Raw genomic sequence first — 25,117 nt, forward strand, 5'->3', positions numbered from 1 at the left:
ACAGCCATCCACAAAACACCAGGCATAAAAAAGCCCGGCCACCAAGGCCGGGCAGGTACACCCAAAGGAGCAAAAACAGGTGTCAGGGTTGGGAATTCGATAACGCTCAGGCCACCGCCGCCAGTTTGGCCTTGGCCTGGTTGAGGCCCTTTTCGTGGAACTCGCCGCTCATGTTCAGGCCCTCAGCATGGATGAAGTCGACATCGTGAATACCGATGAAGGCCATCACCTGCCGCAGATACGGTTCCTGGTGGTCGCTGCTGGCACCAGCATGGATGCCGCCACGGGCGGTCAGGACAATGGCGCGCTTGCCGGTCAGCAGACCTTGCGGGCCAGTCGGGGTGTACTTGAAGGTGATGCCGGCACGCAGCACATGGTCCAGCCAGGCCTTCAGGGTACTGGGGATGGTGAAGTTGTACATGGGGGCAGCCATTACCAGCACATCGGCCGCCAGCAATTCGTCGGTCAGTTCGTTGGAGCGGGCCAGGGCCTCCAGCTCGGCAGCGCTGCGCTGCGCTTCGGGCTTCATCCAGCCGCCCAGCAGGTTGGCATCCAGGTGCGGCACCGGGTTCAGCGCCAGGTCGCGCAGCGTGATGTGATCGGCCGGGTGGGCAGCTTGCCAGTGCGCAATGAAGTCCTGGGTCAGCTGGCGGGAAACGGAATCCTGCTGGCGGGCGCTGCTTTCGATGATCAGTACGTGGGCCATGAGCGGTGCCTCCATCGGCAAAAGGGTTGCGATTCGATGGAGGTGAGATTAAGGCTTGACCTATCGATAAAAAAGCGTAAAAAGTGGGTTCAACCTATCGATTAATCAGTTTATTCCGCACGGCATTGCAAGGTGATGCGCAGCTTGATGATCTGCCGGTTGAATTTGGCCGTAACGTCGGCGCTTTTCCCGGCCGCTACGTTCACCCGGCGCACCCGTGGCGCCTCCGGGCCATTACGGAAGGTCACCTTGCAGGCCGCCGCGACCTGCCCATAGTTGTTCAGGGTAATGGCGCCAATGTCGTAGGCGGTGTCGTAGGCGGTGTAGTCGAGCTTGACCCCGTCCAGGTCCTTGTCCACATCGATGGGATAAGCCATGGCCCCGAGGGGCAGGCACATCAATATTGCCGCACAACATTTCTTCATGGCCGCTCTCCTTGCAAAGAGCGCAGCTTAGGACAACAGGAGCGAAAGATGAAAGCGCCGCGCGTAACCCTTGACCAGTGGCGGACCCTGCAAGCAGTGGTCGACCATGGCGGGTTTGCCCAGGCCGCGGAGGCCCTGCACCGCTCGCAATCTTCGGTCAGCTACACCGTGGCCCGCATGCAGGAACAACTGGGCGTGCCCTTGTTGCGCATCGACGGCCGCAAGGCGGTGCTGACCGAAGCCGGCAGTGTGCTGCTGCGCCGCTCGCGTCACCTGGTCAAGCAGGCCAGCCAGCTTGAGGACCTGGCCCACCACATGGAGCAGGGCTGGGAGGCCGAAGTACGCCTGGTGGTCGACGCCGCCTACCCCAGCGCCCGGCTGGTGCGCGCGCTGGCCGCCTTCATGCCGCAAAGCCGTGGCTGCCGCGTGCGCCTGCGTGAAGAAGTGCTGTCGGGCGTGGAAGAAGTGATGCACGAAGGCATCGCCGACCTGGCCATCAGCAGCTACAGCATCGGCGGCTACCTGGGCGCCGAGCTGAGTGCCGTGGAATTCGTTGCCGTTGCCCACCCCGAACACAGCTTGCACCGCCTGGGCCGTGAACTGACCTTCCAGGACCTGGAAAGCCAGCTGCAAGTGGTGATCCGCGACTCTGGCCGGGCCCAGCCACGCGACGTTGGCTGGCTGGGTGCCGAACAGCGCTGGACCGTCGGTAGCCTGGGCACCGCCGCCACCTTCGTCAGCAGCGGCCTGGGCTTTGCCTGGCTGCCCCGGCACATGATCGAGCGCGAGCTGCGCGAAGGCGTACTCAAGCCATTGCCGCTGGACCAGGGTGGCAGCCGCCACCCACTGTTCTACCTTTATTCGAGCAAGGAAAAGACCCTGGGCCCGGCCACGCAGATTCTCATCGATTTGCTGCGCAACTTCGACACTGCGCCGCTGGACGTGCCCTTCGCAGCCCCCCCACAAGCTTGAAAGGACCGCGCCCATGGCCTACTTCGAACACGAAGGATGCACGCTGCATTATCAGGAATACGGCCAAGGCCAACCCCTGGTGTTGTTGCATGGGCTGGGCTCCAGCAGCCAGGACTGGGAGCTTCAGGTGCCCGTGCTCAGCCAGCACTACCGGGTGATCCTCATGGACATCCGTGGCCACGGCCGCTCCGACAAGCCACAGGACGGCTACCACATTGCAACCTTCAGTGCCGACCTGCTGGCCCTGCTCGAACACCTGCACACCGGCCCGGTGCACTTCGTTGGCCTGTCGATGGGCGGCATGGTCGGCTTCCAGTTTGCCGTCGACCACCCTCAGTGGCTGCGCAGCCTGTGCATCGTCAACAGTGCCCCCGAGGTCAAGCGCCGCAGCCGCAGCGACTGGTTGTGGTGGCTCAAGCGCTGGGGCCTGGCACGCGTCCTGAGTGTCGAAACCGTGGGCAAAGGCCTGGCCGAACGGCTGTTCCCCAAACCCGAGCAGGCCGCGCTGCGGCAGAAAATGGCCCAGCGCTGGGCGCGCAACGACAAGCGCGCCTACCTCAAAAGCTTCGATGCCATCGTCGACTGGGGCGTGCAGGAACGCATCGGCCAGATCCAGTGTCCTACCCTGGTGATTGCCGCCGACCACGATTACACCCCGATACAACTGAAACAACGCTACGTCGCCCTGATCCCCAACGCCAGGCTGGTCGTCGTCGACGATTCCCGGCACGCTACACCCCTCGATCAACCCGAGGTCTTCAACCAGACCCTGCTGCAGTTCCTCGCAGCCGCTTCCACCCCTCAAGGATCTTTGAGCCCATGCTGAAAAAACTCCTGCTCACCGCTTGCTCACTCGCCTTCGCCACCAGCGTCATGGCCTCCGACAAGACCCCGCACGTGCTGCTGGACACCAGCTTCGGCCAGGTCGAAATCGAGCTGAACGCCGAGAAGGCACCGGTCAGCACGAAGAACTTCCTGCAGTACGTCGACAGCGGCTTCTACAACAACACCATTTTCCACCGGGTAATCCCCGGCTTCATGGTCCAGGGTGGCGGCTTTACCGAGCAGATGGTGCAGAAAGAAACCAAGGACCCGATCAAGAACGAAGCCAGCAATGGCTTGCAGAACACCCGCGGCACCCTGTCGATGGCACGCACCTCCAACCCCAACTCGGCTACCAGCCAGTTCTTCATCAATGTCGCCGACAACGATTTCCTCAACCCGGGCCGCGATGCCGGTTACGCCGTGTTCGGCAAGGTAACCAAAGGCATGGAGGTGGTCGACCAGATCGTCAACTCGCCCACTACCGTGAAGAAAGGCATGCGCGATGTGCCGGCTGACCCGGTGTTCATCAAGTCGGCCAAACGTATCGACTGACCGCAGGCTGCACAGGGACGTGCAACCGCCTGAAGGCAGGCTGGAACAGGAGTGTCGCTACCCATGCTGTACCGTCGTTTCGAGCAACTGATCGACATCTTCCGCGAAGCACCCAGCGAATCGCCGCCGAGCACCGTGTGGGCGTTCTACCTGTATTACCTGCGCCAGGTCTGGCCCAGCTTCCTGGCGCTGCTGGTGGTCGGCCTGTTCGCCTCGCTGATCGAGGTAGCGATGTTCAGCTACCTCAGCCGCATCATCGACCTGGCCCAGGGCACACCCAACGTCAATTTCTTCAGTGAGCACAAGGGCGAGCTGGCCTGGATGCTGGTCGTGATCCTGCTGCTGCGGCCGCTGTTCTTCGGCCTGCACGACCTGCTGGTGCACCAGACCATCAACCCCGGCATGACCAGCCTGATCCGCTGGCAAAACCACAGCTACGTGCTCAAGCAGAGCCTGAACTTTTTCCAGAGCGACTTTGCCGGGCGCATTGCCCAACGCATCATGCAAACCGGCAACTCGCTGCGTGATTCCGCCGTGCAGGCGGTGGACGCGCTGTGGCATGTGCTGATCTACGCCGTTACCTCGCTGGTGCTGTTCGCCGAGGCCGACTGGCGCCTGATGCTGCCACTGCTGCTGTGGATCGTCGGCTACATCGGCGCGCTGTGCTACTTCGTACCCCGGGTGAAAGAGCGCTCGGTGATCTCATCCGACGCCCGCTCCAAACTGATGGGGCGTATCGTGGACGGCTATACCAACATCGCCACGTTGAAGCTGTTCGCCCACACCGATCACGAGCAGCAGTACGCGCGCGAAGCGATCCGCGAACAGACCGAGAAAACCCAGCTGGCCTCGCGGGTGGTTACCAGCATGGATGTGGTCATCACCACCCTCAACGGCCTGCTGGTGGTCAGCACCACCGGCCTGGCGCTGTGGCTGTGGAGCCAATCGCTGATCACCGTCGGCGCCATTGCCCTGGCCACGGGCCTGGTGATCCGCATCGTCAACATGTCCGGCTGGATCATGTGGGTGGTCAACGGCATCTTCGAAAACATCGGCATGGTCCAGGATGGCCTGCAGACCATCGCCCAGCCTGTCACCGTCACCGACCGGCCCAACGCCCCGGCCCTGAAAGTCAGCCGTGGCGCGGTACGTTTCGACAATGTCGACTTTCATTACGGCAAGGCCGGCAACGTGATCGAAGGCCTGAACCTGGACATCCGCCCCGGCGAGAAAATCGGCTTGATCGGCCCTTCCGGGGCTGGCAAGTCGACCCTGGTCAACCTGCTGCTACGGCTGTACGACGTGCAGGGCGGGCGCATCCTGAGCGACGGCCAGGACATTGCCGAAGTCAGCCAGGCCAGCCTGCGCGCGCAGATCGGCATGATCACCCAGGACACCTCGTTGCTGCACCGTTCCATCCGCGACAACCTGCTGTACGGCCGCCCCGGCGCCAGCGATGCCGAACTTCAGGAAGCCGTGCACCGGGCCCGCGCCGACGAATTCATCCCACAGCTCTCGGATGCCCAGGGCCGCAGCGGTTTCGATGCCCATGTGGGCGAACGCGGGGTCAAGTTGTCGGGCGGCCAGCGCCAGCGTATCGCGATTGCCCGGGTACTGCTGAAGAATGCGCCGATCCTGATCATGGACGAAGCCACGTCGGCGCTGGACTCTGAGGTCGAGGCAGCAATCCAGGAAAGCCTGGAGACGCTGATGCAGGGCAAGACGGTGATCGCCATTGCCCACCGGCTTTCCACCATTGCCCGGATGGACCGGCTGGTGGTGCTGGACAAAGGGCGCATTGTCGAACTTGGCAGCCACAGTGAACTGCTGCAACAGCAGGGGCTGTATGCCCGGTTGTGGCACCACCAGACCGGGGGCTTTGTCGGGGTTGACTGACGCCTGTAATGGCCCTATCGCTGGCAAGCCAGCTCCCACAGGTACCCACAGATTTCAAGGTGTGGGGTGATCCTGTGGGAGATTCTATGGTTTCTGGCAAGGGCACCAGGGTTGCCAGGTGCTCGCCACAGCATCTGTCAGCCCTGAGGCGCTCTCTGTGGGAGCTGGCTTGCCAGCGATAGGGCCATTACAAGCAATACAAGTCTCTCAGTCCCGGCGGTAAGGCAACATCCCCCGCGCCTCCTCGGCATACCCCTTCACCCCCTCCCGCTCCTGCGCCAGGAAATCCTCCACCGCCCGCCGCAACCCAGGGTGCAGCAGGTAATGCCACGACCGCGTCAGCACCGGCTCAAACCCGCGAATCAGCTTGTGTTCACCTTGCGCACCGGCATCGAAGCGCTGCAAACCTTCGGCAATGGCGAAGTCCATGCCCTGGTAGAAACAGGTTTCGAAATGCAGCCGGTCGAATTCGTCCAGGCAGCCCCAATAGCGGCCAAACAAGCTGTCACCCCCCACCAGGCTCAAGGCCATGGCCACATCCCGCCCGCCCTGGCGGGCCATCACTACCCGTAGCGCCTCGGGCATACGCTCGGCAAGCAGGCTGAAGAACGCACGGGTCAGGTAGGGCGCACGGCGCCGTACGGCATAGGTGTTGGCGTAGCAGCGGAACACGAAGTCCCATTGCGCCTCGTCCAGTTCATTGCCCCGGTACCACCGAAAATCGATGCCCTGCCCCGCCACCTGCTCGCGCTCCTTGCGCATCTGCTTACGCTTGCGCGAGCTGAGGCTGTCGAGAAAGTCCTGAAAGTCGCGGTAGCCGCGGTTTTGCCAGTGAAACTGGCAGCCCAGGCGCTCCAGCCAGCCCGGCAGGCCGGCCAACTGCTGGTCCAGCGCCGCATCGGTGAAATTGATGTGGGCACCCGACAGCCCGCCCTTGCCCAGGTACTCAGGTAACGCCTGCAGCAACAGCAGCCCATCGGCCGGGTCGTCGGCCAGCAAACGCGGGCCGCTGACCGGGCTGAACGGGACCGCCCCCAGCAACTTGGGGTAATAGGCAATGCCGGCCCGCTCACAGGCATCGGCCCAACCGTGGTCGAACACGTACTCGCCAAACGAATGCCACTTGCGGTAGGCCGGCAACAGCGCCCGCACCTGCCCGTCACGCTCCAGCACCAGGTGCTCGGCAGCCCACCCCGTCTGGGGAGCAACGCTGGCGCTGTCCTCCATGGCGCTGAGAAAGCCGTGGCGCAGGAAGGGTTGGCCGGCAGGCACCAAGGCATCCCAGGTGGCCGCCGGAAGATCACGCAAATGGGCAAGGCTGTACAGGCTGGTCACGGTTTTGGCTCGCAGTCGGGAGGCGTTCAGTATCCCCAACCCAGGCGCGTCACTCAAATGATGAACGCCAGGCTGCCCCTTTTCTTCTCACTTACTTAACAACAGTGCCACTAATCAGACATTAATCTGTCACCGCCCCTCGCAATACTTGCGCCTGTTTTCCGGAACACCAGAACCTGTCTATTCAGGCCCTTTCCGAAGACATGCCAACACAGGGGCAGGCGCTTGAGCCTCCCCCATTTTTTCAGTAGGGAGAACCTTATGCGTCTTGTTTCTACACTTACCGGAATGAGCCTCACCGGCATGATGCTGGCCCTGAGCGCCCCGGCCAGTGCTGCTGTCGACGCCAAGCTGCTCGAAATGCTGCGCGCCAACGGCTCGATCAACCAGGCGCAGTACAATGAACTGCAAGGCGATCTGGCAAAAGAAACCAAGGAAAAGGCCGACCAGAAAGCTCAGTCCGAACGTATGAGCGCCTTCGAACAAAAAGTGGCATGGGCCGCCAAGACCCAGATCAAGGGCGATGTGCGCCTGCGTTACGAAGACGTCAACGTCGACAACCCGATCTCCCGCAGTGGCAACCAGGACCGTGAGCGCGTACGTGCCCGTGTCGGCTTCTACAGCGAGATCAACCCGCAAGTCGACGCCGGCGTGCGTGTGGCCACCGGCAGCAGCGCCGATGCCCGCTCGACCAACCAGAGCCTGGACAACTACTTCGAGAAGAAATCGCTGTGGGTCGACCTGGCCTACCTCGACTGGCACCCGACTGCCGTGCCCAACCTGCACCTGATCGGCGGCAAGATGAACCAGCCGTGGGTCAGCATGGGCGACATCATCTGGGACAGCGACATCAACCCGGAAGGTGTGGCAGCTACCTACAAGATGAACGTTGGCCCGGCTGAAGTCTTCGGCAGCCTTGGTCACTACAACCTGAAAGACAACGTCGATGGCGACGGCGTGCAGTTCAAGCATGACGCGCAGCTGTACGCAGGCCAGCTGGGCACCAGGTTCAACGCAGCCGACACCGTCAAGGTGACCGTGGGCGGCAGCATCTACGGCTACGACAACGACAAGGCTTCGGCCGCCCTGGCCTCGCTGGGCAACACCACCAATGAGTTCAACCTGGTGGAAGGCTTCGGTCAGGTCGACTTCACCGGCTTTGCCATACCGCTGTCTGCCTACGGCCAGTTCGTCAAGAATACCGAAAGCACCGACGGCAAGGACAAAGCCTGGCTGGCCGGTCTGAAGAGCAAGATCGGCGCCTGGAGCCTGGACTACAACTACCGCGACGTGCAGCGTAACGGTGTGGTCAGCCTGTTCACCGACTCTGACTTCGGTGCCGGCTTCACAGGTTCGCGTGGCCACAAGTTCAAGGTCGGTTATGAAATCGACAAGAACTTCGGCGTAGGTGCAACCTACCTGATGGCCAAGACCGACTACTCCAACCTGCCCAACAGCAATGCGGACGTGGATACCCTGCAGCTGGACCTGGAAGCCAAGTTCTAAACACGCAACAGCGGGGAATGCCGACCCCATCCGGCGTTTCCCGCTCTTTTTTGCCTGTGAAATAGCTGGGGCTGCTTTGCAGCCCATCGCGACACAAGGCCGCTCCTACAGGGGAATGCGCCCTTTGCAGGTACGCGATTTGCTGTAGGAGCGGCCTTGTGTCGCGATCGGGCCGCAAAGCGGCCCCGGCTATCTCGGATCAGACCAGGTAATCAGCGCTTGCGCAGGATCACACTGCCAATCGAATACCCCGCACCGAACGAGCTCAACACCCCCAAGGCGCCCTTGGCCAGGTCATCCTGGTACAGGTGGAAGGCAATGACCGAGCCTGCCGAGCTGGTATTGGCGTAACGGTCCAGAATCACCGGGGCGTCTTCCTCGGCCACTTCTCGCCCCAGCAGCTTCTTGACGATCAGGTGGTTCATGCTGAGGTTGGCCTGGTGCAACCAGAAGCGCTTCACATCGCTTGGGTTCAGGCCGTTTTCCTGCAGGTGCTCACCGATCAGTTCGGCCACTTTCGGGCACACCTCGCGGAACACCTTGCGGCCTTCCTGGATGAACAGCTTGTCCGCAGCGCCCTGCCCCTCTTCCGCGGCACGGTTGAGGAAGCCGAAATTGTTGCGGATATTGTTGGAGAATTCGGTCCACAGCTTGCTGCTGACGATATCGAACTGGTGCGCCGAGCTGGCCTTGTCGGCGCGCTCGAGCACCACGGCGGTGGCCGCATCACCGAAGATGAAGTGGCTGTCGCGGTCACGGAAGTTCAAGTGCCCGGTGCACACCTCGGGGTTTACCATCAGTACTGCACGCGCCTGGCCCAGGGCCACGCTGTTGGCTGCGGTCTGAATGCCGAACGTGGCCGAGGAACAGGCTACGTTCATGTCGAAGGCGAAGCCCTGAATGCCCAGCGCCTGCTGCACTTCGATGGCGATGGCCGGGTACGGGCGCTGCAGGTTGGAGCAGGCGACGATCACGCCGTCGATATCGGCAGCCGTGCGGCCCGCACGCTGCAAGGCCTGGTGGGCAGCGGCCACGGCCATTTCGCAAAGCACCGAGGGTTCGTCGTTGGAACGCTCCGGCAGGCGCGGCTTCATGCGCTGCGGGTCGAGGATGCCGGCCTTGTCCATGACGAAGCGGCTCTTGATGCCCGAGGCCTTTTCGATGAACGCGGCATCCGACAAGGGCGCCGCTTCGACTTCGCCACGCTCGATGGCGGCGGCGTTGTCCTGGTTGAACTGCTGGGACCAGGCGTTGAAGGAGGCCACCAGTTCTTCGTTGGAAATACTCTGGGCCGGGGTGTACAGGCCGGTGCCGCTGATCACGACGTTATGCACGGTCGTTCCTCTGTTCGAAGGCCATCGCCACGGGGGCGCTGGCGGGAATAGGACAGCCTAGTGGCACTTTAGTGCCAAGTTAGGGGCGAGGGGCTCACCCGCGAAGGGCCGCCAGGCGGCCCCAAATTGCATCAATACTGCCACAACTGTGGAAGTTTAGCCTTCCACCTGGCCCCACTGCTTGCTCAATCTTTTGTCAGAAATCGGCACTTTGGTGCCCAGTTGCTGAGCGAACAGTGACACCCGGTACTCCTCCAGCCACCAACGGTACAGGGTCAGTTGCTCATCGCGCTTGCCCTCCTGGGCATGCTTGTCGGCGCGGGCCTTGTACTGCGCCCACAGGTTGGCCAGCTCGCCGCTCCATACCCGGTCCTTCTGCACCTGCGCACCGAGTTTCTCCAGGCGCAGTTCCACTGCCTTGAGGTAACGCGGCAGTTCCTTGAACCAGGTGGCCGGGGTTTCACGCACGAACCCTGGGTACACCAGGTTGCCCAACTGCTGCTTGATGTCATTCAGCGCCACGGCCTGGCTGAGGTCGATCTTGCCCTTGAAGCGCTTCTGCAGGCCGTGCCACAGCTTCAACACTTCCAGCGTCTGCCGGGCCAGGCGCTCGGCGTGCTCGGCCCAACTGCCGCGCTTGCGTTCGGCCAGCCCCGCCAAGGCCGCACCCTCGCGTGGCAAGGGGTGTTCACCCTCGAGGATGCAGCTGTCCAGGCTGGCCAGCAAAATGTCCTCGACCAGCGCTTCGACACGCCCCAGCTCGCGGTACAGCAGGCCCAGTTCGGTCAGCCCCGGCAGCTTGCCCCGCAGGAACTTGGCCGGCTCGGCCAGTTGCTGCAGCAGCAGCCGCTGCAAGGCACGGCGGTGCTGGAACTCGGCTTCGGCCTGGGTCGAGAAGCGGCCTTCGCGCACCGTGCCGTTTTCGTCCACCAATGCCGGGTAGACCGTCATCGACAAGCCGGCGATCTTTTGCTGGGTGGTCTGCGCCACGGGGCTGAAGGCCTTGGCCTGCACCGGCTTTTCGGCGTCAGCCGTGCGCGGTACGGCCAACGCGGCCTGGCTGGCGGCGGCAAAACGGGCAGTCAGCTCGGCCAGGTCGCGGCCCTCGCCCAGGAACTTGCCCTGGCCGTCGACCACCTCGATATTCATGCGCAGGTGGCCCTCGACCAGGCTCACCGACTCGGCCCAGGCCTCGTCGGCTACACGCACACCGGTCATGCGCAGCAATTCCTGGCCCAGGGCCTGGGGCAAGGCCCCCTGGGCGAACGGCATGCGTGCCAGCGACGCCTTGACGAAGTCGGGCACCGGCACGAAGTTCTTGCGCAGGGCCTTGGGCAGGTTGCGTACCAGCGCCACGCACTTGGCTTCGAGCAGGCCTGGCACCAGCCACTCGAGGCGTTCACCCGGCAGGTTCGGCAACAACGGCGCAGGCACGCGCACGGTCACGCCATCGCGCGGGTGCCCCGGTTCAAAGTGATAGGTCAGCGGCAGGCGCAGTTCGCCCACCTGCAGGCTGTCGGGGTACTGGGCCGCCGTGACCTCGCTGGCCTCACGCGCCAGCACGTCCTCTTCGCGCATGATCAGCAGGTTGGCGTCCTTCTGGCTGCCCATGCGGTACCAGGCATCGAAGGTCGCGGTCTGGTGAATCTCTTCGGGCAGGCGCGCCTCGTAGAACGCATACAGCGTTTCTTCATCGGCGAGAATATCGCGCCGACGCGCTTTGGCCTCCAGCTCATCAAGCTGCTCCAGCAGGCGCTTGTTGGCCGCCAGGCATTTGGCCCGCGACTGGATCTCGCCGCCTACCAGGCCCTCGCGGATGAACAGCTCACGCGAGGTGGCCGGGTCGATCGGGCCAAAGTGCACCGGGCGCCGCCCGACCAGAATCAGGCCGTACAAGGTGATCTGCTCATAGGCCACGACCTGCCCGCGCTTTTTCTCCCAGTGCGGCTCGAAGTGGTTCTTCTTGACCAGGTGGCCGGCCAGCGGCTCGATCCAGTCCGGTTCGATCCGGGCCACCACGCGTGCATACAACTTGGTGGTTTCGACCAACTCGGCGGCCATCACCCACTGCGGGCGCTTACGCCCCAGGCCCGACGACGGGTGTACCCAGAAGCGCCGCTGGCGAGCCCCCTGGTAGTCGCCCTCTTCGGTCTTGTGGCCGATCTGGCTGAGCAGGCCGCTGAGGATGGCCTTGTGAAACTTCTGGTAGTCGGACGGTTCCTTGTTCACCGTCAGTTGCAGGTCACGGCAAATCAATGCCAGCTGGCGATGGGCATCGCGCCATTCGCGCAGGCGCAGGTAATTGAGAAAGTGCTTGCGGCACCAGTTGCGCAACGGGTTGGCGGTCAGCGCCTGGCGCTGTTCTTCAAAGCCGCGCCACAAATTCACCAACGCGGCGAAGTCGGAGTCCACATCCTTCCATTGCGCGTGCGCCTGGTCCGCCGCCTGCTGGCGCTCGGGCGGGCGTTCGCGCGGGTCCTGCACCGACAACGCACTGGTGACGATCAACACTTCCTGCAAGCTACCCTGGCGTGCGCCCTCCAGCAGCATGCGGCCTAGCCGCGGGTCGATGGGCAGGCGCGCCAACTGGCGACCGATAGGCGTTAGCTGGTTCTCGCGGTTGACCGCCGACAGTTCCTGCAACAGGTTGAAGCCGTCGCTGATGGCCTTGCCATCTGGCGGCTCGATGAACGGGAAGGCGTCAATGGCACCCAGGCGCAGGTGCAGCATTTGCAGAATCACCGCCGCCAGGTTGGTACGCAGGATTTCCGGGTCGGTGAACGCCGGCCGGCTGTTGAAATCCTCTTCGCTGTACAAGCGCACGCAAATGCCCGGCTCAACCCGGCCGCAACGGCCTTTACGCTGGTTGGCACTGGCCTGCGACACCGCCTCGATGGGCAGGCGCTGAACCTTGGCGCGGTAGCTGTAGCGGCTGATGCGCGCAGTACCGGTGTCGATCACATAGCGAATGCCCGGCACGGTCAGCGAGGTTTCGGCGACGTTGGTGGCCAGCACCACCCGGCGCCCGGTGTGCGGCTGGAAGATGCGCTGCTGCTCGGCCGGCGACAGACGCGCGTAAAGCGGCAGAATCTCGGTATGGCGCAGTTGCGCCTTGCGCAGGATCTCGGCGGCATCGCGGATTTCCCGCTCGCCCGGCAGGAAGATCAACACGTCGCCAGGGCCTTTGCCTTGGCTGCGCTCATGCTGGGCCAGCTCGTCGAGGGTGGCGAGAATCGCCTGGTCGACCGTCAGGTCGTCCTCGATCTGGTTGCCCTCTTCGTCCTGCTCGCTGGTCAGCGGGCGGTACCAGGTTTCCACCGGGAAGGTGCGGCCAGACACCTCGATGATCGGCGCATTGTCGAAGTGTTTGGAGAAGCGCTCCAGGTCGATGGTCGCCGAGGTGATGATCAGCTTCAGTTCGGGCCGGCGGTGCAGCAAGGTCTTCAGGTAGCCGAGCAGGAAGTCGATGTTCAGGCTGCGCTCGTGGGCTTCGTCGACGATGATCGTGTCGTAGCGTTCGAGAAAGCGGTCATGCTGGGTTTCGGCCAGCAGGATGCCGTCGGTCATCAGCTTGACCAGGGTGTTGGCGTCGCTCTGGTCTTCGAAACGGACTTGGTAGCCGACCAACCCACCCAGCGGCGTACCCAGCTCTTCGGCCACCCGCGCCGCCACGCTGCGCGCGGCAATGCGCCGTGGCTGGGTGTGGGCAATCAGGCCATGGCTGCCACGGCCCAGTTCCAGGCAGATCTTCGGCAACTGCGTGGTCTTGCCCGAACCGGTTTCACCGGCGATCACCAGCACCTGGTGTTCGGCGAGGGCCTTCTTGATTTCGTCGCGTTTGGCAGCGATCGGCAGATTGTCGTCGTAACGCACGACCGGCACGCTCTGCTGGCGCGCGGTAACCTGGGCACAAGAGGCCTGGACCTTGTCCACCCAATGCGCCAGCTTGGCCTCGTCTGGGCGCTTGCGCAGCTCATGCAATTGCCGCCGCAAGCGGTGGCGGTCGGCAATCATGGCGTGGTCGAGGTTGTGCAGCAATTTGTCGATGGCGTGGTCAGTCATGGGGCTTTTTAATGATGCAGGTGAGCCTGCTTTTTCATGATCGGCATTCTGAGGATGCGCGATTGTCGCAGATTTGCGCCTGTTTTGCTGTCCAGGCTGGCGCGCACCGTGTAGGAGCGGCCTTGCGTCGCGATGGGCTGCGCAGCAGCCCCGTGGTTTTGTGCCGGGGCGCAGATTTTGGGGCTGCTACCGCAGCCCATCGCGACGCAAGGCCGCTCCTACAAGGGATCGCACAGTGGCTGAAAGTTTAGCAAGTCCTTATGTGAAGGTTGCCATTCACTGCTTTAATCACCCTTACGCCGCATGTGAGTATCAAAACCATGACGCCCGCCCAGCCCATCGCCCCACCGTTGCCGCGCCCTTCGCTACCGAAGGCCCGCAGCCGTGCCGGGGAAAACCCGCTGGTGCACATCATCCTCGCCTTCTGGGCCTTGTGGCACTGCCGCCACGCCCGCCCACCGGATACCGCCCTCACGCCGTTGTGACCAAACCCGGCCAGCCTCTGGCCGTTTTCCCCAGCCGGGCCGCCCGCCAGTGCGGTGGCCCTGCGCAGCCGTGAGCGAACCCAACATGCATTTTGCCCCCGTAGAGCACGCCGCCCGTTTTCTGGCCGACAACCCTGATATCGAGTTGTTCGAGCTGTTCATTCTCGACGCCAACGGCGTACCCCGCGGCAAGCTGCTGCACCGCGACGAGTTGCTGGCCGTGTACCAGAGCGGCCGGCCGCTACCCAGTACCATTCTCGGCCTGACCCTGAACGGCGACGATGTGGAAAACTCCGGGCTGGTCTGGGATGTGGGTGATATCGACTGCCGCGCCTACCCGCTCGAGGGCAGCCTGACAAGGTTGCCCTGGCGCCGGGTGCCGACCGCCGCGGTGCAGGTGAGCATGCACCCGAGCGAGGGGTTGCCTGCCAGCATCGCCGACCCGCGCCACGTGCTGCTGCGCACCATCGAGGCGCTGCAGGCCGACGGCTACCACCCGGTGATGGCCTGCGAACTGGAGTTCTACCTGCTTGACCAGCAACGCGACGCCCAAGGCCGCCCGCAACCGGCACTGGACAACGATGGCGGGCGCCCGCGCAGCACCCAGGTGTACGGCCTGCGCGAACTGGAACAGATCGAGCCGTTTCTCGCCGATCTGTATGCCGCCTGCAAAGCCCAGGGCATCCCGGCCCGTACGGCCATTTCCGAATACGCCCCCGGCCAGGTGGAAATCACCCTGGAGCATGGTGACGCACTGCAGGCCATGGACCAGGCGGTACGCTACAAGCGCCTGGTCAAGGGCGTGGCCCATGCCCACGGCATGCAGGCCTGCTTCATGGCCAAGCCATTCGCGCACCTGGCGGGTACTGGCATGCACATGCACCTGAGCCTGGCTGACCACGCCGGCACCAATCTGTTCGCCAGCGACGACAAGGCTGGCACGCCGCTGCTGCGCCAGGCGGTCGCCGGCATGCTGCGCCACCTGCGCGAATCACTGCTGCTGTTCTGCCCCAACGCCAATTCGTTCCGCCGCTTCCAGGCCAACAGTTATGCACCACTGGCACCCACCTGGGGCGTGGACAACCGCACCGTGAGCCTGCGCGTACCCGGTGGCCCGGCCAACAGCCGGCATGTGGAGCACCGCATCTGCGGCGCCGATGCCAACCCCTACCTGGCGGCGGCGGCGATCCTGGCAGCCAGCCACCGTGGCATTCGCGAGCAGCTGGACCCAGGGGCACCGGTGCAAGGCAACGGTTATGCCCAGGCCACCGAACACCTGCCCACCGACTGGCTGACGGCGCTCGACGCCTTGCAGCAATCGGCTTGGGCCCGCGAAGCATTGGGCGAGGACTTCCTCGGCGTGTACCTGAAGGTCAAGCGCGCCGAGTACCGCCAGTTCATGGCCGAAGTCAGCGAACAGGACTGGCGCTGGTACCTGCACCAGGCCTGAGCCCCTCAACATTCAAGGAACACCCATGAACGCAGCATTGCACAAAGGTCCGGCGCAGCGCGCGCCGTCCTACTACAGCGCCACCCTCAACGACCCTACCGAGTACCCGCAACTCAAGGGCACGGTGCAGGTGGATGTGGCAATCATCGGCGGCGGCTTCACCGGCGTGGCCACGGCAGTCGAGCTGGCCGAGCGCGGCCTCAAGGTGGCCATCGTCGAAACCAACCGTATAGGCTGGGGTGCCAGCGGCCGTAACGGTGGCCAAGTCACTGGCAGCCTGTCGGGCGACGAAGCCATGCGCTCACAGATGCGCAACCACCTGGGCGCCGAGGTCGATGACTTCATCTGGCACCTGCGCTGGCGTGGCCACCAGGTAATCGAGCAGCGCGTAGCGCGCTACGGCATCGACTGTGACCTCAAGCGTGGCCACCTGCATGCCGCTATGAAACCCTCGCACATGAACGAGCTGCGCGCGTTCGAGGCCGAAGCGCAACGCCGGGGCATGGGCGAGCAGGTTCAAATGCTCGACCGCGCGGCAGTGGCTGAGCACCTGCAGAGCCCGCTGTACATGGGGGCCTTGAAGAACCTGCGCAACCTGCACCTGCACCCGCTCAACCTGTGCCTGGGTGAGGCCCGCGCCGCACATGGCCTGGGCGCGCTGGTGTTCGAGAATTCCGAAGTGCTGGACATCGTGCATGGCCCGCGCCCGGCGGTGGTTACCGCCCACGGCCGGGTCGAGGCACGCCAGGTGATGCTGGCCGGCGATGTGTACCACAAGCTGGAAAAGCGCCAACTCAAGGGCAAGATATTCCCGGCCATGGGCGGGATCGTCACCACCGCGCCACTGGGCGAACTGGCCGAGCAGATCAACCCCCACGACCTGGCGGTGTACGACTGCCGCTTCGTGCTCGACTATTACCGCCTGACAGCCGACAAGCGCCTGCTATTCGGTGGCGGCGCCAACTACTCCGGCCGTGACTCGCGGGACATCGAAGGCGAACTGCGGCCATGCATCGAGCGCACGTTCCCGGCATTGAAGGGCGTGCCGATCGAGTTCCAGTGGAGCTGCGCCATGGGCATCGTGGTCAACCGCATTCCACAGCTGGGCAAGCTGTCGGACAACGTGTGGTATTGCCAGGGGTATTCCGGGCACGGCATTGCCACCAGCCACATCATGGGCGAAATCATGGCCGAGGCGTTGACCGGTACGCTCGAGCAGTTCGACACCTTCGCCCAGTGCAAGCATGTGCGGGTGCCAATGGGTGACTTGCTGGGCAACCCGCTGCTGGCGGCCGGCATGTGGTATTACCAGATGCTGGAAAAACTGCGCTGAGCCCAAAACCCATGCCCTCGCTGTAGGAGCGGCCTTGTGTCGCGATGGGCCGCAAAGCGGCCCCTGGATCTCGGCATGGGCGCTGAAATGGACGGGGCCGCTTCGCGGCGCATCGCGACACAAGGCCGCTCCTACAGGGGCAGCGCAGGGTCAGGCGATCTTCTTCAAGCCCTGCTTCTTCAGCTCTTCATCACGCAGCTCGCGGCGCAGGATCTTGCCCACGTTGGTGGTCGGCAGCGCATCGCGGAACTCGATATGGCGCGGCACCTTGTAGCCGGTCACGTTGGCACGCATGTGCTCCATCACCTGCTCCTTGGTCACGGTCATGCCCGGCTTGACCACGATGAACACCTTGATCACTTCGCCCGACTTCTCGTCCGGCACCCCGATGGCCGCGCACTGCAACACGCCAGGCAAGCCGGCAAGCACATCTTCAAGCTCGTTGGGGTACACATTGAAGCCGGAGACCAGGATCATGTCCTTCTTGCGGTCGACGATACGCATGTAGCCGTCGGGCTGGATCAAGGCGATGTCGCCGGTCTTCAGCCAACCCTGGTTGTCGAGGATCTCGGCAGTGGCCTCTTCGCGCTGCCAATAGCCCTTCATGACCTGCGGGCCCTTGATGCACAGTTCGCCGACTTCGCCCAACGGCAACTCGTTACCAGCCTCGTCGATTACCTTGCACAGGGTCGACGGCACCGGAATACCAATGGTGCCGACCTGGTTCGCTTCGGCAGGGTTGACCGTGGCCACCGGGCTGGTTTCCGTCATGCCGTAGCCTTCGCAGATGGCGCAACCGGTCACCGCCTTCCAGCGCTCGGCCACGCTCAACTGCAGGGCCATGCCGCCCGACAAGGTGATTTTCAACGCCGAGAAGTCCAGGGCACGGAACCCATCGTTGTTGCACAGGGCAACGAACAGGGTGTTCAGGCCGACAAAGCCGGTGAACTTCCACTTGCCCAGTTCCTTGACCATCGCCGGCAGGTCACGCGGGTTGCTGATCAACACGTTGTGGTTGCCGATCAGCATCATCGCCATGCAATGGAAGGTGAACGCGTAGATGTGGTACAGCGGCAGCGGGGTGATGAGAATTTCACAGCCTTCGTGCAGGTTCGAGCCCATCAGCGCCCGGCACTGCAGCATGTTGGCCACCAGGTTGCGGTGGGTCAGCATGGCACCCTTGGCCACGCCAGTGGTGCCGCCGGTGTACTGCAGCACCGCCACATCGTTGGCCTGCGGGTTGGCCTCGGTTACCGGCTGGCCCTTGCCCAGTGCCAGCGCAGCGTTGAAACGCACGGCCTGCGGCAGGTGGTAGGCCGGTACCATCTTCTTCACGTACTTGATCACGCTGTTGATCAGCAAGCGCTTGACCGGCGGCAACAGGTCGGCCACTTCGGTGACGATGACGTGCCGGACCTGGGTCTTGGGCACCACTTTCTCAGCCAGGTGGGCCATGTTGGCCAGGCACACCAAGGCCTTGGCGCCAGAGTCGTTGAACTGGTGTTCCATTTCCCGCGCGGTGTACAGCGGGTTGGTGTTGACCACGATCAGCCCGGCGCGTATGGCACCGAACACCGCGACAGGGTATTGCAGGACATTGGGCAGTTGCACGGCAATGCGATCACCCGGCTTGAGGTCGGTATGCTGCTGCAACCAGGCGGCAAAAGCCCCCGACAGCGCATACAACTCGCCATAAGTGATAGTCTTGCCCAGGTTGCTAAAGGCCGGTTTGTCGGCAAAGCGTTGGCAGGATTGCTTGAGTACTGCCTGGATATTGGGGAATTCGTCAGGATTGATTTCCGCCGTAATCCCGGCTGGGTACTTATCCTTCCAAAAATGTTCGATCATGGAAGCCCACTCCTTCAGCAACAGCGAAGTTCGATTCACGCGTCGATGCGCTTATTATTGATATGAGATGACGGTTCGTTGCAAACCGGATCATCTGAAAGCGGGCCGAGAGTAACAGCTTTGCCTGGGGTCGCCTAGAGGCCAAAACGGGCCTTACGGTCACAAAAATGACTCAATGAACAATTTAGGTCATTTTTAGAGTATTTAGCTTAAAGTGGCAAGCTACAAGCTTCAAGCGGCAAGATAGAGCGTGCCAAAGGCTCTGATTCACCGCTTGTAGCTTGTAGCTTGCCGCTGACTCAAGCGATATCCCGCAGCTCCCTGCGCAGAATCTTGCCCACCGGGGTCATCGGCAATGACTCGCGCAGCACGATGTGCTTGGGCACCTTGTAGCCGGTGAAGTTGGCCTTGCAGTAGGCCTTGAGCTCATCCACGCTCAGCCCCCCCTCGCGCGGCACCACGAACAGCTTCACCGCCTCGCCGGAACGCTCGTCGGGCACGCCGATGGCCGCGCAGTTGGCGACCTGCGGGTGGCCCATCACCACGTCTTCGATCTCATTGGGGTACACGTTGAAACCCGAGACGATGATCATGTCCTTCTTGCGGTCGACGATCCGCGTGAAGCCGTCCGGGTCGATCACAGCGATATCACCGGTTTTGAACCAACCGTCCGCATCCAGGGCCTGGGCGGTGGCCTCAGGCTGCTGCCAGTAGCCCTTCATCACCTGCGGCCCCTTGATGCACAACTCGCCACGCTCGCCCAACGGCAGCTCGTTGCCGTCATCATCGATGACCTTGAAGGCGGTACCGGCCACCGGGATGCCCACCGTACCCAGCCGGGCCAACTGACCGTAGGGGTTGGTACTGGCCACCGGCGAGGTTTCGGTCAGGCCATAGCCTTCGACAATGCGGCAGCCGGTAAGCGCCTCCCAGCGTTCGGCAGTGGCCTTGACCAGCGCCGTGCCACCGGAGTTGGTGACTTTCAGTGCCGAGAAGTCCAGCCGGCGAAAGCCCGGGTGATCCATCAGCGCCACGAACAGGGTGTTGAGCCCGAGCAATGCAGAGAAACGCCACTTGCCCAGCTCCTTGATGAAGCCGGGAATATCCCGCGGGTTGGTGATCAGCACGTTGTGGTTGCCGGTGACCATCATGCACATGCAGTTCGCGGTGAACGCGTAGATGTGGTACAGCGGCAGCGGCGCGATCATCACCTCCTGGCCATCCTTGAGCAGCTTCTGCCCGTCCGGGCCGTGCTGCGAAAAGCACGCCAGCACCTGCAGCATGTTGGCCACCAGGTTGCCGTGAGTAAGCATGGCGCCTTTGGCCAGCCCGGTGGTGCCGCCGGTGTACTGCAGCACGGCGATGTCGTCCAGGCTCTGCGGCACCGGTTGCGGCGACAGGCCGCGCCCCTGGCGCAGCACCTGCTTGAACGAGAGTGCCTGGGGCAAGCGGTAGGCCGGCACCATCTTTTTCAGCTTGTCGACCACCGTGTTGATCAACCAGCCCTTGGCAGTGGGCAGCAGGTCGCCCATTTTCGCTTCGATCAGGTACTCGATGCCCGTGTCGGGCAACACGGCCTGCACCCGCTTGCCGAACATGTTCAGGTAGACCAACGCCCGCACGCCGCTGTCATTGAACTGGTGGCGCATCTCGCGCTCGGTGTACAGCGGGTTGGTATTGACCACGATCAGCCCGGCACGCATGGCACCGAACACGGCGATCGGGTACTGCAGCACGTTGGGCATCTGCACCGCGATACGGTCACCCGGCTGCAGGCTGGTGTGCTGCTGCAACCAGGCGGCAAAGGCGGCTGAATGTCGCTCCAGTTGCGCATAGGTCAGGGTCACGCCCAGGTTGCTGAATGCCGGGCGGTCGGCAAAGCGCTTGCAAGAGCGCTCGAACACCTCGACCACCGAGGCATAGGCATTGATGTCGATGGTGGAAGGCACGCCCGCAGGGCGCTTGTCATTCCAGAAGTCGGCTTGCATTTATTATTGTTCCTCTGCCTGGACCTGCACTGCGTCCTTGGATCCTTGACCTGGTCGCCAACCGGCAAACAGGCGTTGCTTCGACGTTAGCAGGTAAGCCCGGGGTGGCCTATACGCCAAGTGCCGCCATTAACATTGTGAATCTTATTTGTGCCCTTCCTGCAATCGGGCCGGTTGTGCATACACTGTTCCGGTACCCCATGCGCACAAGGAGCCGCCATGCCCCACGACGCCTTCTGGCTGCCCGTCAGCGAGCACTGCCGCCTGTACGTGCACCAATGGCTGCCAGCCACGCCAGTGAAAGCCGTAGTCCTGCTGGCCCATGGCATGGCCGAGCATGCCGGGCGCTACCAGCGCCTGGGCCTGGCCCTGGCCGCGGCTGGCTTTGCCGTGTTCGCCGCTGACCAGCGTGGCCACGGGCGTAGCGCCGAGCACGGCAGCCTGGGCCTGTTCAGCCGCCATCATGGCTGGAATGCCGTGGTCGACGACCTCGGCCGGCTGGCCCAGTACATTGGCCAACACTACCCGGGCACACCGCTGTTCCTGTTCGGCCACAGCATGGGCAGCTATATCGCCCAGGCTTACCTGCTGCACCACAGTGCCAGCCTGCACGGGGCGATCCTGAGCGGTTCCAACTACCAGCCTGCCGCGCTGTACCGCATGGCCCGGCTGGTGGCGCGGCTGGAGGCCTGGCGCCAGGGGCCGCTGGGCAAAAGTGCGGTGATCGAATGGCTGTCCTTCGGCGCGTTCAACAAGGCCTTCAAGCCCAACCGCACGGCATTCGACTGGCTCAGCCGCGACCCGGCCGAGGTCGACCGCTACGTCAACGACCCGCTGTGCGGCTTTCGGTGCAGCAACCAGCTGTGGCTGGACCTGCTGCAAGGCTTGGCGCAGATCAGCCAGCCGGGTAACCTCGCACAGATCGATCCGAACCTGCCGATACTGATAATGGGTGGGGAATGTGATCCGGTCAGTGCCGGCAAGCGTCTCACCCATCTGGCCGACGCCCTGCGCGCCACCGGCAATCGACATGTACAGCTACGCGTCTATCCTGAAGCGCGGCATGAAGTACTCAACGAAACCAACCGTAACGAGGTCACTGCCGACATTGTCGGCTGGCTTGAACAGGCACTGGCCATTGATCGGCCCGTGCGCAGTGAATGACAGCCACCCTCGCCTACCGCTCAAGGAAACCCCGATGTCCCAGGTCACCAACACGCCTTACGAAGCCCTCGAAGTAGGCCAGAAGGCGCAATACCAGAAGTCCGTCGAAGAGCGCGACATCCAGCTGTTCGCGGCGATGTCCGGTGACCACAACCCGGTGCACCTGGACGCCGAGTTTGCGGCCAAGAGCATGTTCCGCGAACGCATTGCCCACGGCATGTTCAGCGGCGCGTTGATCAGTGCGGCCGTGGCCTGCACCCTGCCAGGCCCTGGCACCATCTACCTGGGCCAGCAGATGAGCTTCCAGAAGCCGGTGAAGATTGGCGACACGCTCACCGTACGCCTGGAAATTCTGGAAAAACTGCCCAAGTTCAAAGTGCGCATCGCGACCAATGTGTACAACCAGAACGATGAGCTGGTGGTGCAGGGCGAAGCGGAAATCCTGGCGCCACGCAAGCAGCAGACCGTGGAACTGGTGTCGCCACCGAATTTCGTTGCCAGCTGAGCATAGCTGGCACTACCGGCCCTGCGGCGGGCGAATGCCCGCCCCCAGGCAACCATCAGTCTGGCATACGCTGGGTGACCAACTCCACCAGGCGGTCCAGGCTTTCACCCCAGCCCTGGTAGAACCCCATGTACTCGTGGGCCTGGCAATCGGCAGCATTCCAGTGCCCGGCCCGGGCGGTATACGAGCGCCGCGCGGGGGCGCTCGAACCTGTAGCCGGTCAACCCTGCTGGCAGCCCTCGCCCATGGCACGGTACTGGATGGTATGCACCTGGCCGTGGTGGTCTTCATAGGTCATGGTGGCAGGCACCACTTCGCAGACATTGGGAATGGTCGACAGGTCGATTACCCGCTTGATATCCAGGTTCATCGAGTAGTCGTACTGCTGGGCCACTGGCTGGGTGGAGACGGGCTTGGCCTCATCGGCGAGGGCGAACGAGGACATACCGACCAATGCAAGAATCAGTAATGGTTTCATGGTGTTTTGCCTTTTGAGCATTCAAGCTGATCGATTGACTTCTAATGCCGTTGCCGGCGCGGAGAAGTTGCCATCTACGGTGAAGATGGCACGAAGTACCGATCCCGCTTCGTACTGCAGGGGGGATGCCTGAAATTCTACGCCTGGCGGTTAATAGTTGAACCCCGAACTCGGATATTCACTCTTGCCGAATTTGCAACAATCTGCGACAAAATACCCGCAAAGCATTACGCCAGAGCCTCTGCTCTGTACTCAGGGGAAATTCGCCATTTCTGAACACTTAACCTGCTCGACACTTGCAGATACAGAACGCCGGCTGCTGGACCACTTTTACCGGCAACAAGGCTCGCGCATGCGCGCGGCAAGCGATGCGCAGTTGTGGGTAGCCAGGGGGCCGGGGATCATTGCCGGGCTGAGCCTGGCCAGGGTAACCGGGGGTTTCTGGCTGACCGGCCTGTTCGTCGACCCGCAACGGCGCCAGCAAGGGGTAGCCGGCAAACTGGTGAAGGCGGCGCTGGCCCAGGCTGACGGGCCAACCTGGCTGTTTTGCCACCCCGACCTGCTGCCGTTCTATCAACGCCTGGGTTTCGAACTGGCGCAGTGCCTGCCCGACACCCTCCATGGCCGCTTGCAACGCTACCAGCGCAGCAAACGCCTGGTGGCCCTGCAGCAGGGTCAGTCGTCGCCTGCTTCCAGCCCTGGGAACAGCACGTCGGTGTAGCCGAACTTGGTAAAGTCCTGGATCCGCGATGGGTACAAACGCCCGATCAGGTGGTCGCACTCATGCTGCACCACCCGCGCGTGGAAGCCTTCGGCAAAGCGGCGGATCGCATTGCCCTGTGGGTCGATGCCCTCATAGCGAATGTGCTTGAAGCGTGGTACCACGCCGCGCAAGCCGGGCACCGACAGGCAGCCTTCCCAACCGTCTTCCAGTTCAGTGGAAGTCGGGGTGATGACCGGGTTCAGCAGGATGGTCTGCGGCACCGCTTCGGCGTCCGGGTACCGCTCGCTGCGTTCAAAGCCGAAAATCACCAGTTGCAGGTCGATGCCCACCTGCGGCGCGGCCAGGCCCACGCCGCCGACATGGCGCATGGTTTCAAACATGTCGTCGATCAGTTGCTGCAGCTCGCCGCTGCCCAGCAGTTGCGCGGGCACCGGCGCGGCGACGCGCAGCAGGCGCTCGTCGCCCATCTTGAGAATGTTACGGATCATCGGGGGTTGGGCTCGGAAGTCTGCGCCTGGCCCGAAGTGGGGTGCTCATGGCCCAGAACACTGATGGTCTGCGCGGGCGCGTGCTCGTCGAAATCCTTTTCACCGGGGTTTTTGCCCTCGGCCGACATGTGCTCGATCACCGCATTCATTTCGGCGCCAAGCAACAGCACAGCAGCCGAGATGTAGAAATACAGCAACAGCACGATGATTGCACCAATGCTGCCGTACATGGCGTTGTAGTCAGCGAAGGTTTTCACGTAGTAGGCAAAGCCCAGCGACGCGATGATCCACACCACCACCGCCAGCACCGAGCCCGGCGTGATGAAGCGGAACTTCTGTTTCACATCAGGCATTACGTAGTAGATCAACGCGACCGCCACCATCAGCAGAAAGACGATCACCGGCCAGCGCAACACCGTCCACAAGGTGACGATGAACTCCTGCATGCCGATCTGGGCGGCGATCCACTCCATGACCTGCGGGCCCAGCACCATCAGCGCAGCGGCTGCCAACAGCATGCCGGCCAGGCCCACGGTGTAGAAAATGGATAACGGGATGCGCTTCCAAACCGGCCGGCCCTCGGGCACATCGTAGGCGGCGTTCATGGCGCTCATCATAAGGCGCACACCGGCCGATGCGGTCCACAAGGCGATCACGATACCGACCGACAACAGCCCGCCCTTGGATTGCTGTAGCTGGTCGATTACAGGGTTCACCTGCTCCAGGGCCTGGGGTGGCAATACCAGCTCCGATTGCAGGCGCAACCAGGAGAAAAAGTCGGGCAGGTGCAAAAAGCCGATCAGGGCAATCAGGAACAGCAAGAATGGGAATAGCGAGAACAGCGCCTGGTAGGCCAGCGCCGACGCATAGGTGGACATCTCGTCATCGAGAAATTCCTTGACGGTGCGCGCCAGCACGCGGTGCAAAGGCAGGCCCTGCAGGGCGGAAAAAATCATAGCGTCTCCTTTCGCCGCTTGATCGAATCAACACACAAGTCTAATAGACCGTGCCGATGCTGTGCTGCTCCCAGTCGCGATTGAA

The 25,117-nt window shown here is 62.9% G+C and carries 21 protein-coding genes and 1 pseudogene; 11 read left to right on the plus strand and 11 right to left on the minus strand.

Annotation, left to right across the window (positions count from 1 at the left end):
- Window positions 1-106: 106 nt before the first annotated feature.
- A complete protein-coding gene (locus APH30_RS11950; protein ID WP_054912660.1) occupies window positions 107-706 on the minus strand; it encodes an FMN-dependent NADH-azoreductase in 600 nt (199 codons plus the stop codon).
- Window positions 707-816: 110 nt separating this feature from the next.
- A complete protein-coding gene (locus tag APH30_RS11955) occupies window positions 817-1,131 on the minus strand; it encodes a hypothetical protein (RefSeq protein WP_054890628.1) in 315 nt (104 codons plus the stop codon).
- Window positions 1,132-1,179: 48 nt separating this feature from the next.
- Here APH30_RS11955 and APH30_RS11960 point away from each other — a divergent pair, with 48 nt between their 5' ends.
- The 4 genes from APH30_RS11960 to APH30_RS11975 all read left to right on the plus strand — a co-directional run bounded on the left by APH30_RS11960 (window position 1,180) and on the right by APH30_RS11975 (window position 5,376).
- On the plus strand, window positions 1,180-2,103 hold the full coding sequence (locus APH30_RS11960; protein WP_009683100.1) for a LysR family transcriptional regulator: 924 nt from the start codon (window positions 1,180-1,182) through the stop codon (window positions 2,101-2,103).
- 13 nt (window positions 2,104-2,116) lie between these two features.
- Window positions 2,117-2,929 (plus strand): alpha/beta fold hydrolase, encoded by an 813-nt coding sequence (locus tag APH30_RS11965; RefSeq protein ID WP_009683101.1) that lies wholly within the window; start codon window positions 2,117-2,119, stop codon window positions 2,927-2,929.
- Window positions 2,923-3,480 carry a peptidylprolyl isomerase gene (locus tag APH30_RS11970; RefSeq protein WP_054912661.1) on the plus strand — a complete coding sequence of 186 codons (558 nt, stop codon included), beginning with the start codon at window positions 2,923-2,925 and terminating at the stop codon, window positions 3,478-3,480. The genes APH30_RS11965 and APH30_RS11970 overlap by 7 nt, the downstream gene beginning before the upstream one ends.
- A gap of 63 nt (window positions 3,481-3,543) precedes the next feature.
- The gene (locus APH30_RS11975; protein ID WP_054912662.1) at window positions 3,544-5,376 is read left to right on the plus strand and encodes an ABC transporter ATP-binding protein; all 1,833 of its coding nucleotides are present in this window, start codon (window positions 3,544-3,546) and stop codon (window positions 5,374-5,376) included.
- 207 nt (window positions 5,377-5,583) lie between these two features.
- On the opposite strand, the gene APH30_RS11980 is transcribed toward APH30_RS11975, so the two are convergent.
- On the minus strand, window positions 5,584-6,711 hold the full coding sequence (locus APH30_RS11980) for a GNAT family N-acetyltransferase (RefSeq protein WP_054912663.1): 1,128 nt from the start codon (window positions 6,709-6,711) through the stop codon (window positions 5,584-5,586).
- A gap of 261 nt (window positions 6,712-6,972) precedes the next feature.
- Between APH30_RS11980 and APH30_RS11985 the strand changes: the two genes are divergently transcribed.
- Window positions 6,973-8,217 (plus strand): putative porin, encoded by a 1,245-nt coding sequence (locus tag APH30_RS11985; RefSeq protein WP_033691274.1) that lies wholly within the window; start codon window positions 6,973-6,975, stop codon window positions 8,215-8,217.
- A 212-nt stretch (window positions 8,218-8,429) separates the two neighbouring features.
- Here APH30_RS11985 and APH30_RS11990 read toward each other — a convergent pair whose 3' ends face one another.
- A complete protein-coding gene (locus tag APH30_RS11990) occupies window positions 8,430-9,551 on the minus strand; it encodes a beta-ketoacyl-ACP synthase III (RefSeq protein ID WP_009686756.1) in 1,122 nt (373 codons plus the stop codon).
- A gap of 156 nt (window positions 9,552-9,707) precedes the next feature.
- Window positions 9,708-13,613 carry an ATP-dependent RNA helicase HrpA gene (gene hrpA / locus APH30_RS11995; RefSeq protein ID WP_054912664.1) on the minus strand — a complete coding sequence of 1,302 codons (3,906 nt, stop codon included), beginning with the start codon at window positions 13,611-13,613 and terminating at the stop codon, window positions 9,708-9,710.
- 320 nt (window positions 13,614-13,933) lie between these two features.
- Between hrpA and APH30_RS29085 the strand changes: the two genes are divergently transcribed.
- From APH30_RS29085 to APH30_RS12010, 3 genes are all read left to right on the plus strand, one after another.
- The gene (locus APH30_RS29085; RefSeq protein ID WP_009686760.1) at window positions 13,934-14,098 is read left to right on the plus strand and encodes a hypothetical protein; all 165 of its coding nucleotides are present in this window, start codon (window positions 13,934-13,936) and stop codon (window positions 14,096-14,098) included.
- 85 nt (window positions 14,099-14,183) lie between these two features.
- The gene (locus APH30_RS12005) at window positions 14,184-15,548 is read left to right on the plus strand and encodes a glutamine synthetase family protein (protein ID WP_009686761.1); all 1,365 of its coding nucleotides are present in this window, start codon (window positions 14,184-14,186) and stop codon (window positions 15,546-15,548) included.
- Between the two features lie 25 nt (window positions 15,549-15,573).
- Window positions 15,574-16,881 carry an FAD-binding oxidoreductase gene (locus APH30_RS12010; protein WP_029885384.1) on the plus strand — a complete coding sequence of 436 codons (1,308 nt, stop codon included), beginning with the start codon at window positions 15,574-15,576 and terminating at the stop codon, window positions 16,879-16,881.
- 150 nt (window positions 16,882-17,031) lie between these two features.
- Here APH30_RS12010 and fadD1 read toward each other — a convergent pair whose 3' ends face one another.
- Both fadD1 and fadD2 read right to left on the minus strand, forming a co-directional pair.
- Window positions 17,032-18,729 (minus strand): long-chain-fatty-acid--CoA ligase FadD1, encoded by a 1,698-nt coding sequence (gene fadD1 / locus APH30_RS12015; RefSeq protein ID WP_009686764.1) that lies wholly within the window; start codon window positions 18,727-18,729, stop codon window positions 17,032-17,034.
- A gap of 299 nt (window positions 18,730-19,028) precedes the next feature.
- Window positions 19,029-20,717 carry a long-chain-fatty-acid--CoA ligase FadD2 gene (gene fadD2, locus APH30_RS12020; RefSeq protein WP_054912665.1) on the minus strand — a complete coding sequence of 563 codons (1,689 nt, stop codon included), beginning with the start codon at window positions 20,715-20,717 and terminating at the stop codon, window positions 19,029-19,031.
- Between the two features lie 219 nt (window positions 20,718-20,936).
- Here fadD2 and APH30_RS12025 point away from each other — a divergent pair, with 219 nt between their 5' ends.
- Window positions 20,937-21,881: an alpha/beta hydrolase gene (locus tag APH30_RS12025; protein WP_029885386.1), complete on the plus strand. Its 945-nt coding sequence runs from the start codon at window positions 20,937-20,939 to the stop codon at window positions 21,879-21,881.
- A 34-nt stretch (window positions 21,882-21,915) separates the two neighbouring features.
- A complete protein-coding gene (locus APH30_RS12030; RefSeq protein WP_009686767.1) occupies window positions 21,916-22,386 on the plus strand; it encodes a MaoC family dehydratase in 471 nt (156 codons plus the stop codon).
- A 55-nt stretch (window positions 22,387-22,441) separates the two neighbouring features.
- Here APH30_RS12030 and APH30_RS27870 read toward each other — a convergent pair.
- Together APH30_RS27870 and APH30_RS12035 are read right to left on the minus strand one after the other, a co-directional pair.
- Window positions 22,442-22,570, minus strand: a pseudogene (locus tag APH30_RS27870) (polyketide cyclase); the annotation flags it as partial.
- A gap of 36 nt (window positions 22,571-22,606) precedes the next feature.
- Window positions 22,607-22,864: a DUF2790 domain-containing protein gene (locus tag APH30_RS12035; RefSeq protein WP_009686769.1), complete on the minus strand. Its 258-nt coding sequence runs from the start codon at window positions 22,862-22,864 to the stop codon at window positions 22,607-22,609.
- Window positions 22,865-23,180: 316 nt separating this feature from the next.
- Between APH30_RS12035 and APH30_RS12040 the strand changes: the two genes are divergently transcribed.
- The gene (locus tag APH30_RS12040) at window positions 23,181-23,585 is read left to right on the plus strand and encodes a GNAT family N-acetyltransferase (RefSeq protein ID WP_161891777.1); all 405 of its coding nucleotides are present in this window, start codon (window positions 23,181-23,183) and stop codon (window positions 23,583-23,585) included.
- Here the strand turns inward: APH30_RS12040 and def are convergent.
- Both def and APH30_RS12050 read right to left on the minus strand, forming a co-directional pair.
- Window positions 23,540-24,076 carry a peptide deformylase gene (def, locus tag APH30_RS12045; RefSeq protein WP_054912667.1) on the minus strand — a complete coding sequence of 179 codons (537 nt, stop codon included), beginning with the start codon at window positions 24,074-24,076 and terminating at the stop codon, window positions 23,540-23,542. The two genes, APH30_RS12040 and def, sit on opposite strands and share 46 nt — an antisense overlap.
- On the minus strand, window positions 24,073-25,032 hold the full coding sequence (locus tag APH30_RS12050; protein ID WP_009686772.1) for a YihY/virulence factor BrkB family protein: 960 nt from the start codon (window positions 25,030-25,032) through the stop codon (window positions 24,073-24,075). Before APH30_RS12050 ends, def begins: the two co-directional genes overlap by 4 nt.
- Between the last annotated feature and the right edge of the window lie 85 nt (window positions 25,033-25,117).

The sequence above is a fragment of the Pseudomonas sp. NBRC 111127 genome, from assembly GCF_001320345.1.
Classification (GTDB): Bacteria; Pseudomonadota; Gammaproteobacteria; order Pseudomonadales; family Pseudomonadaceae; genus Aquipseudomonas; species Aquipseudomonas juntendi.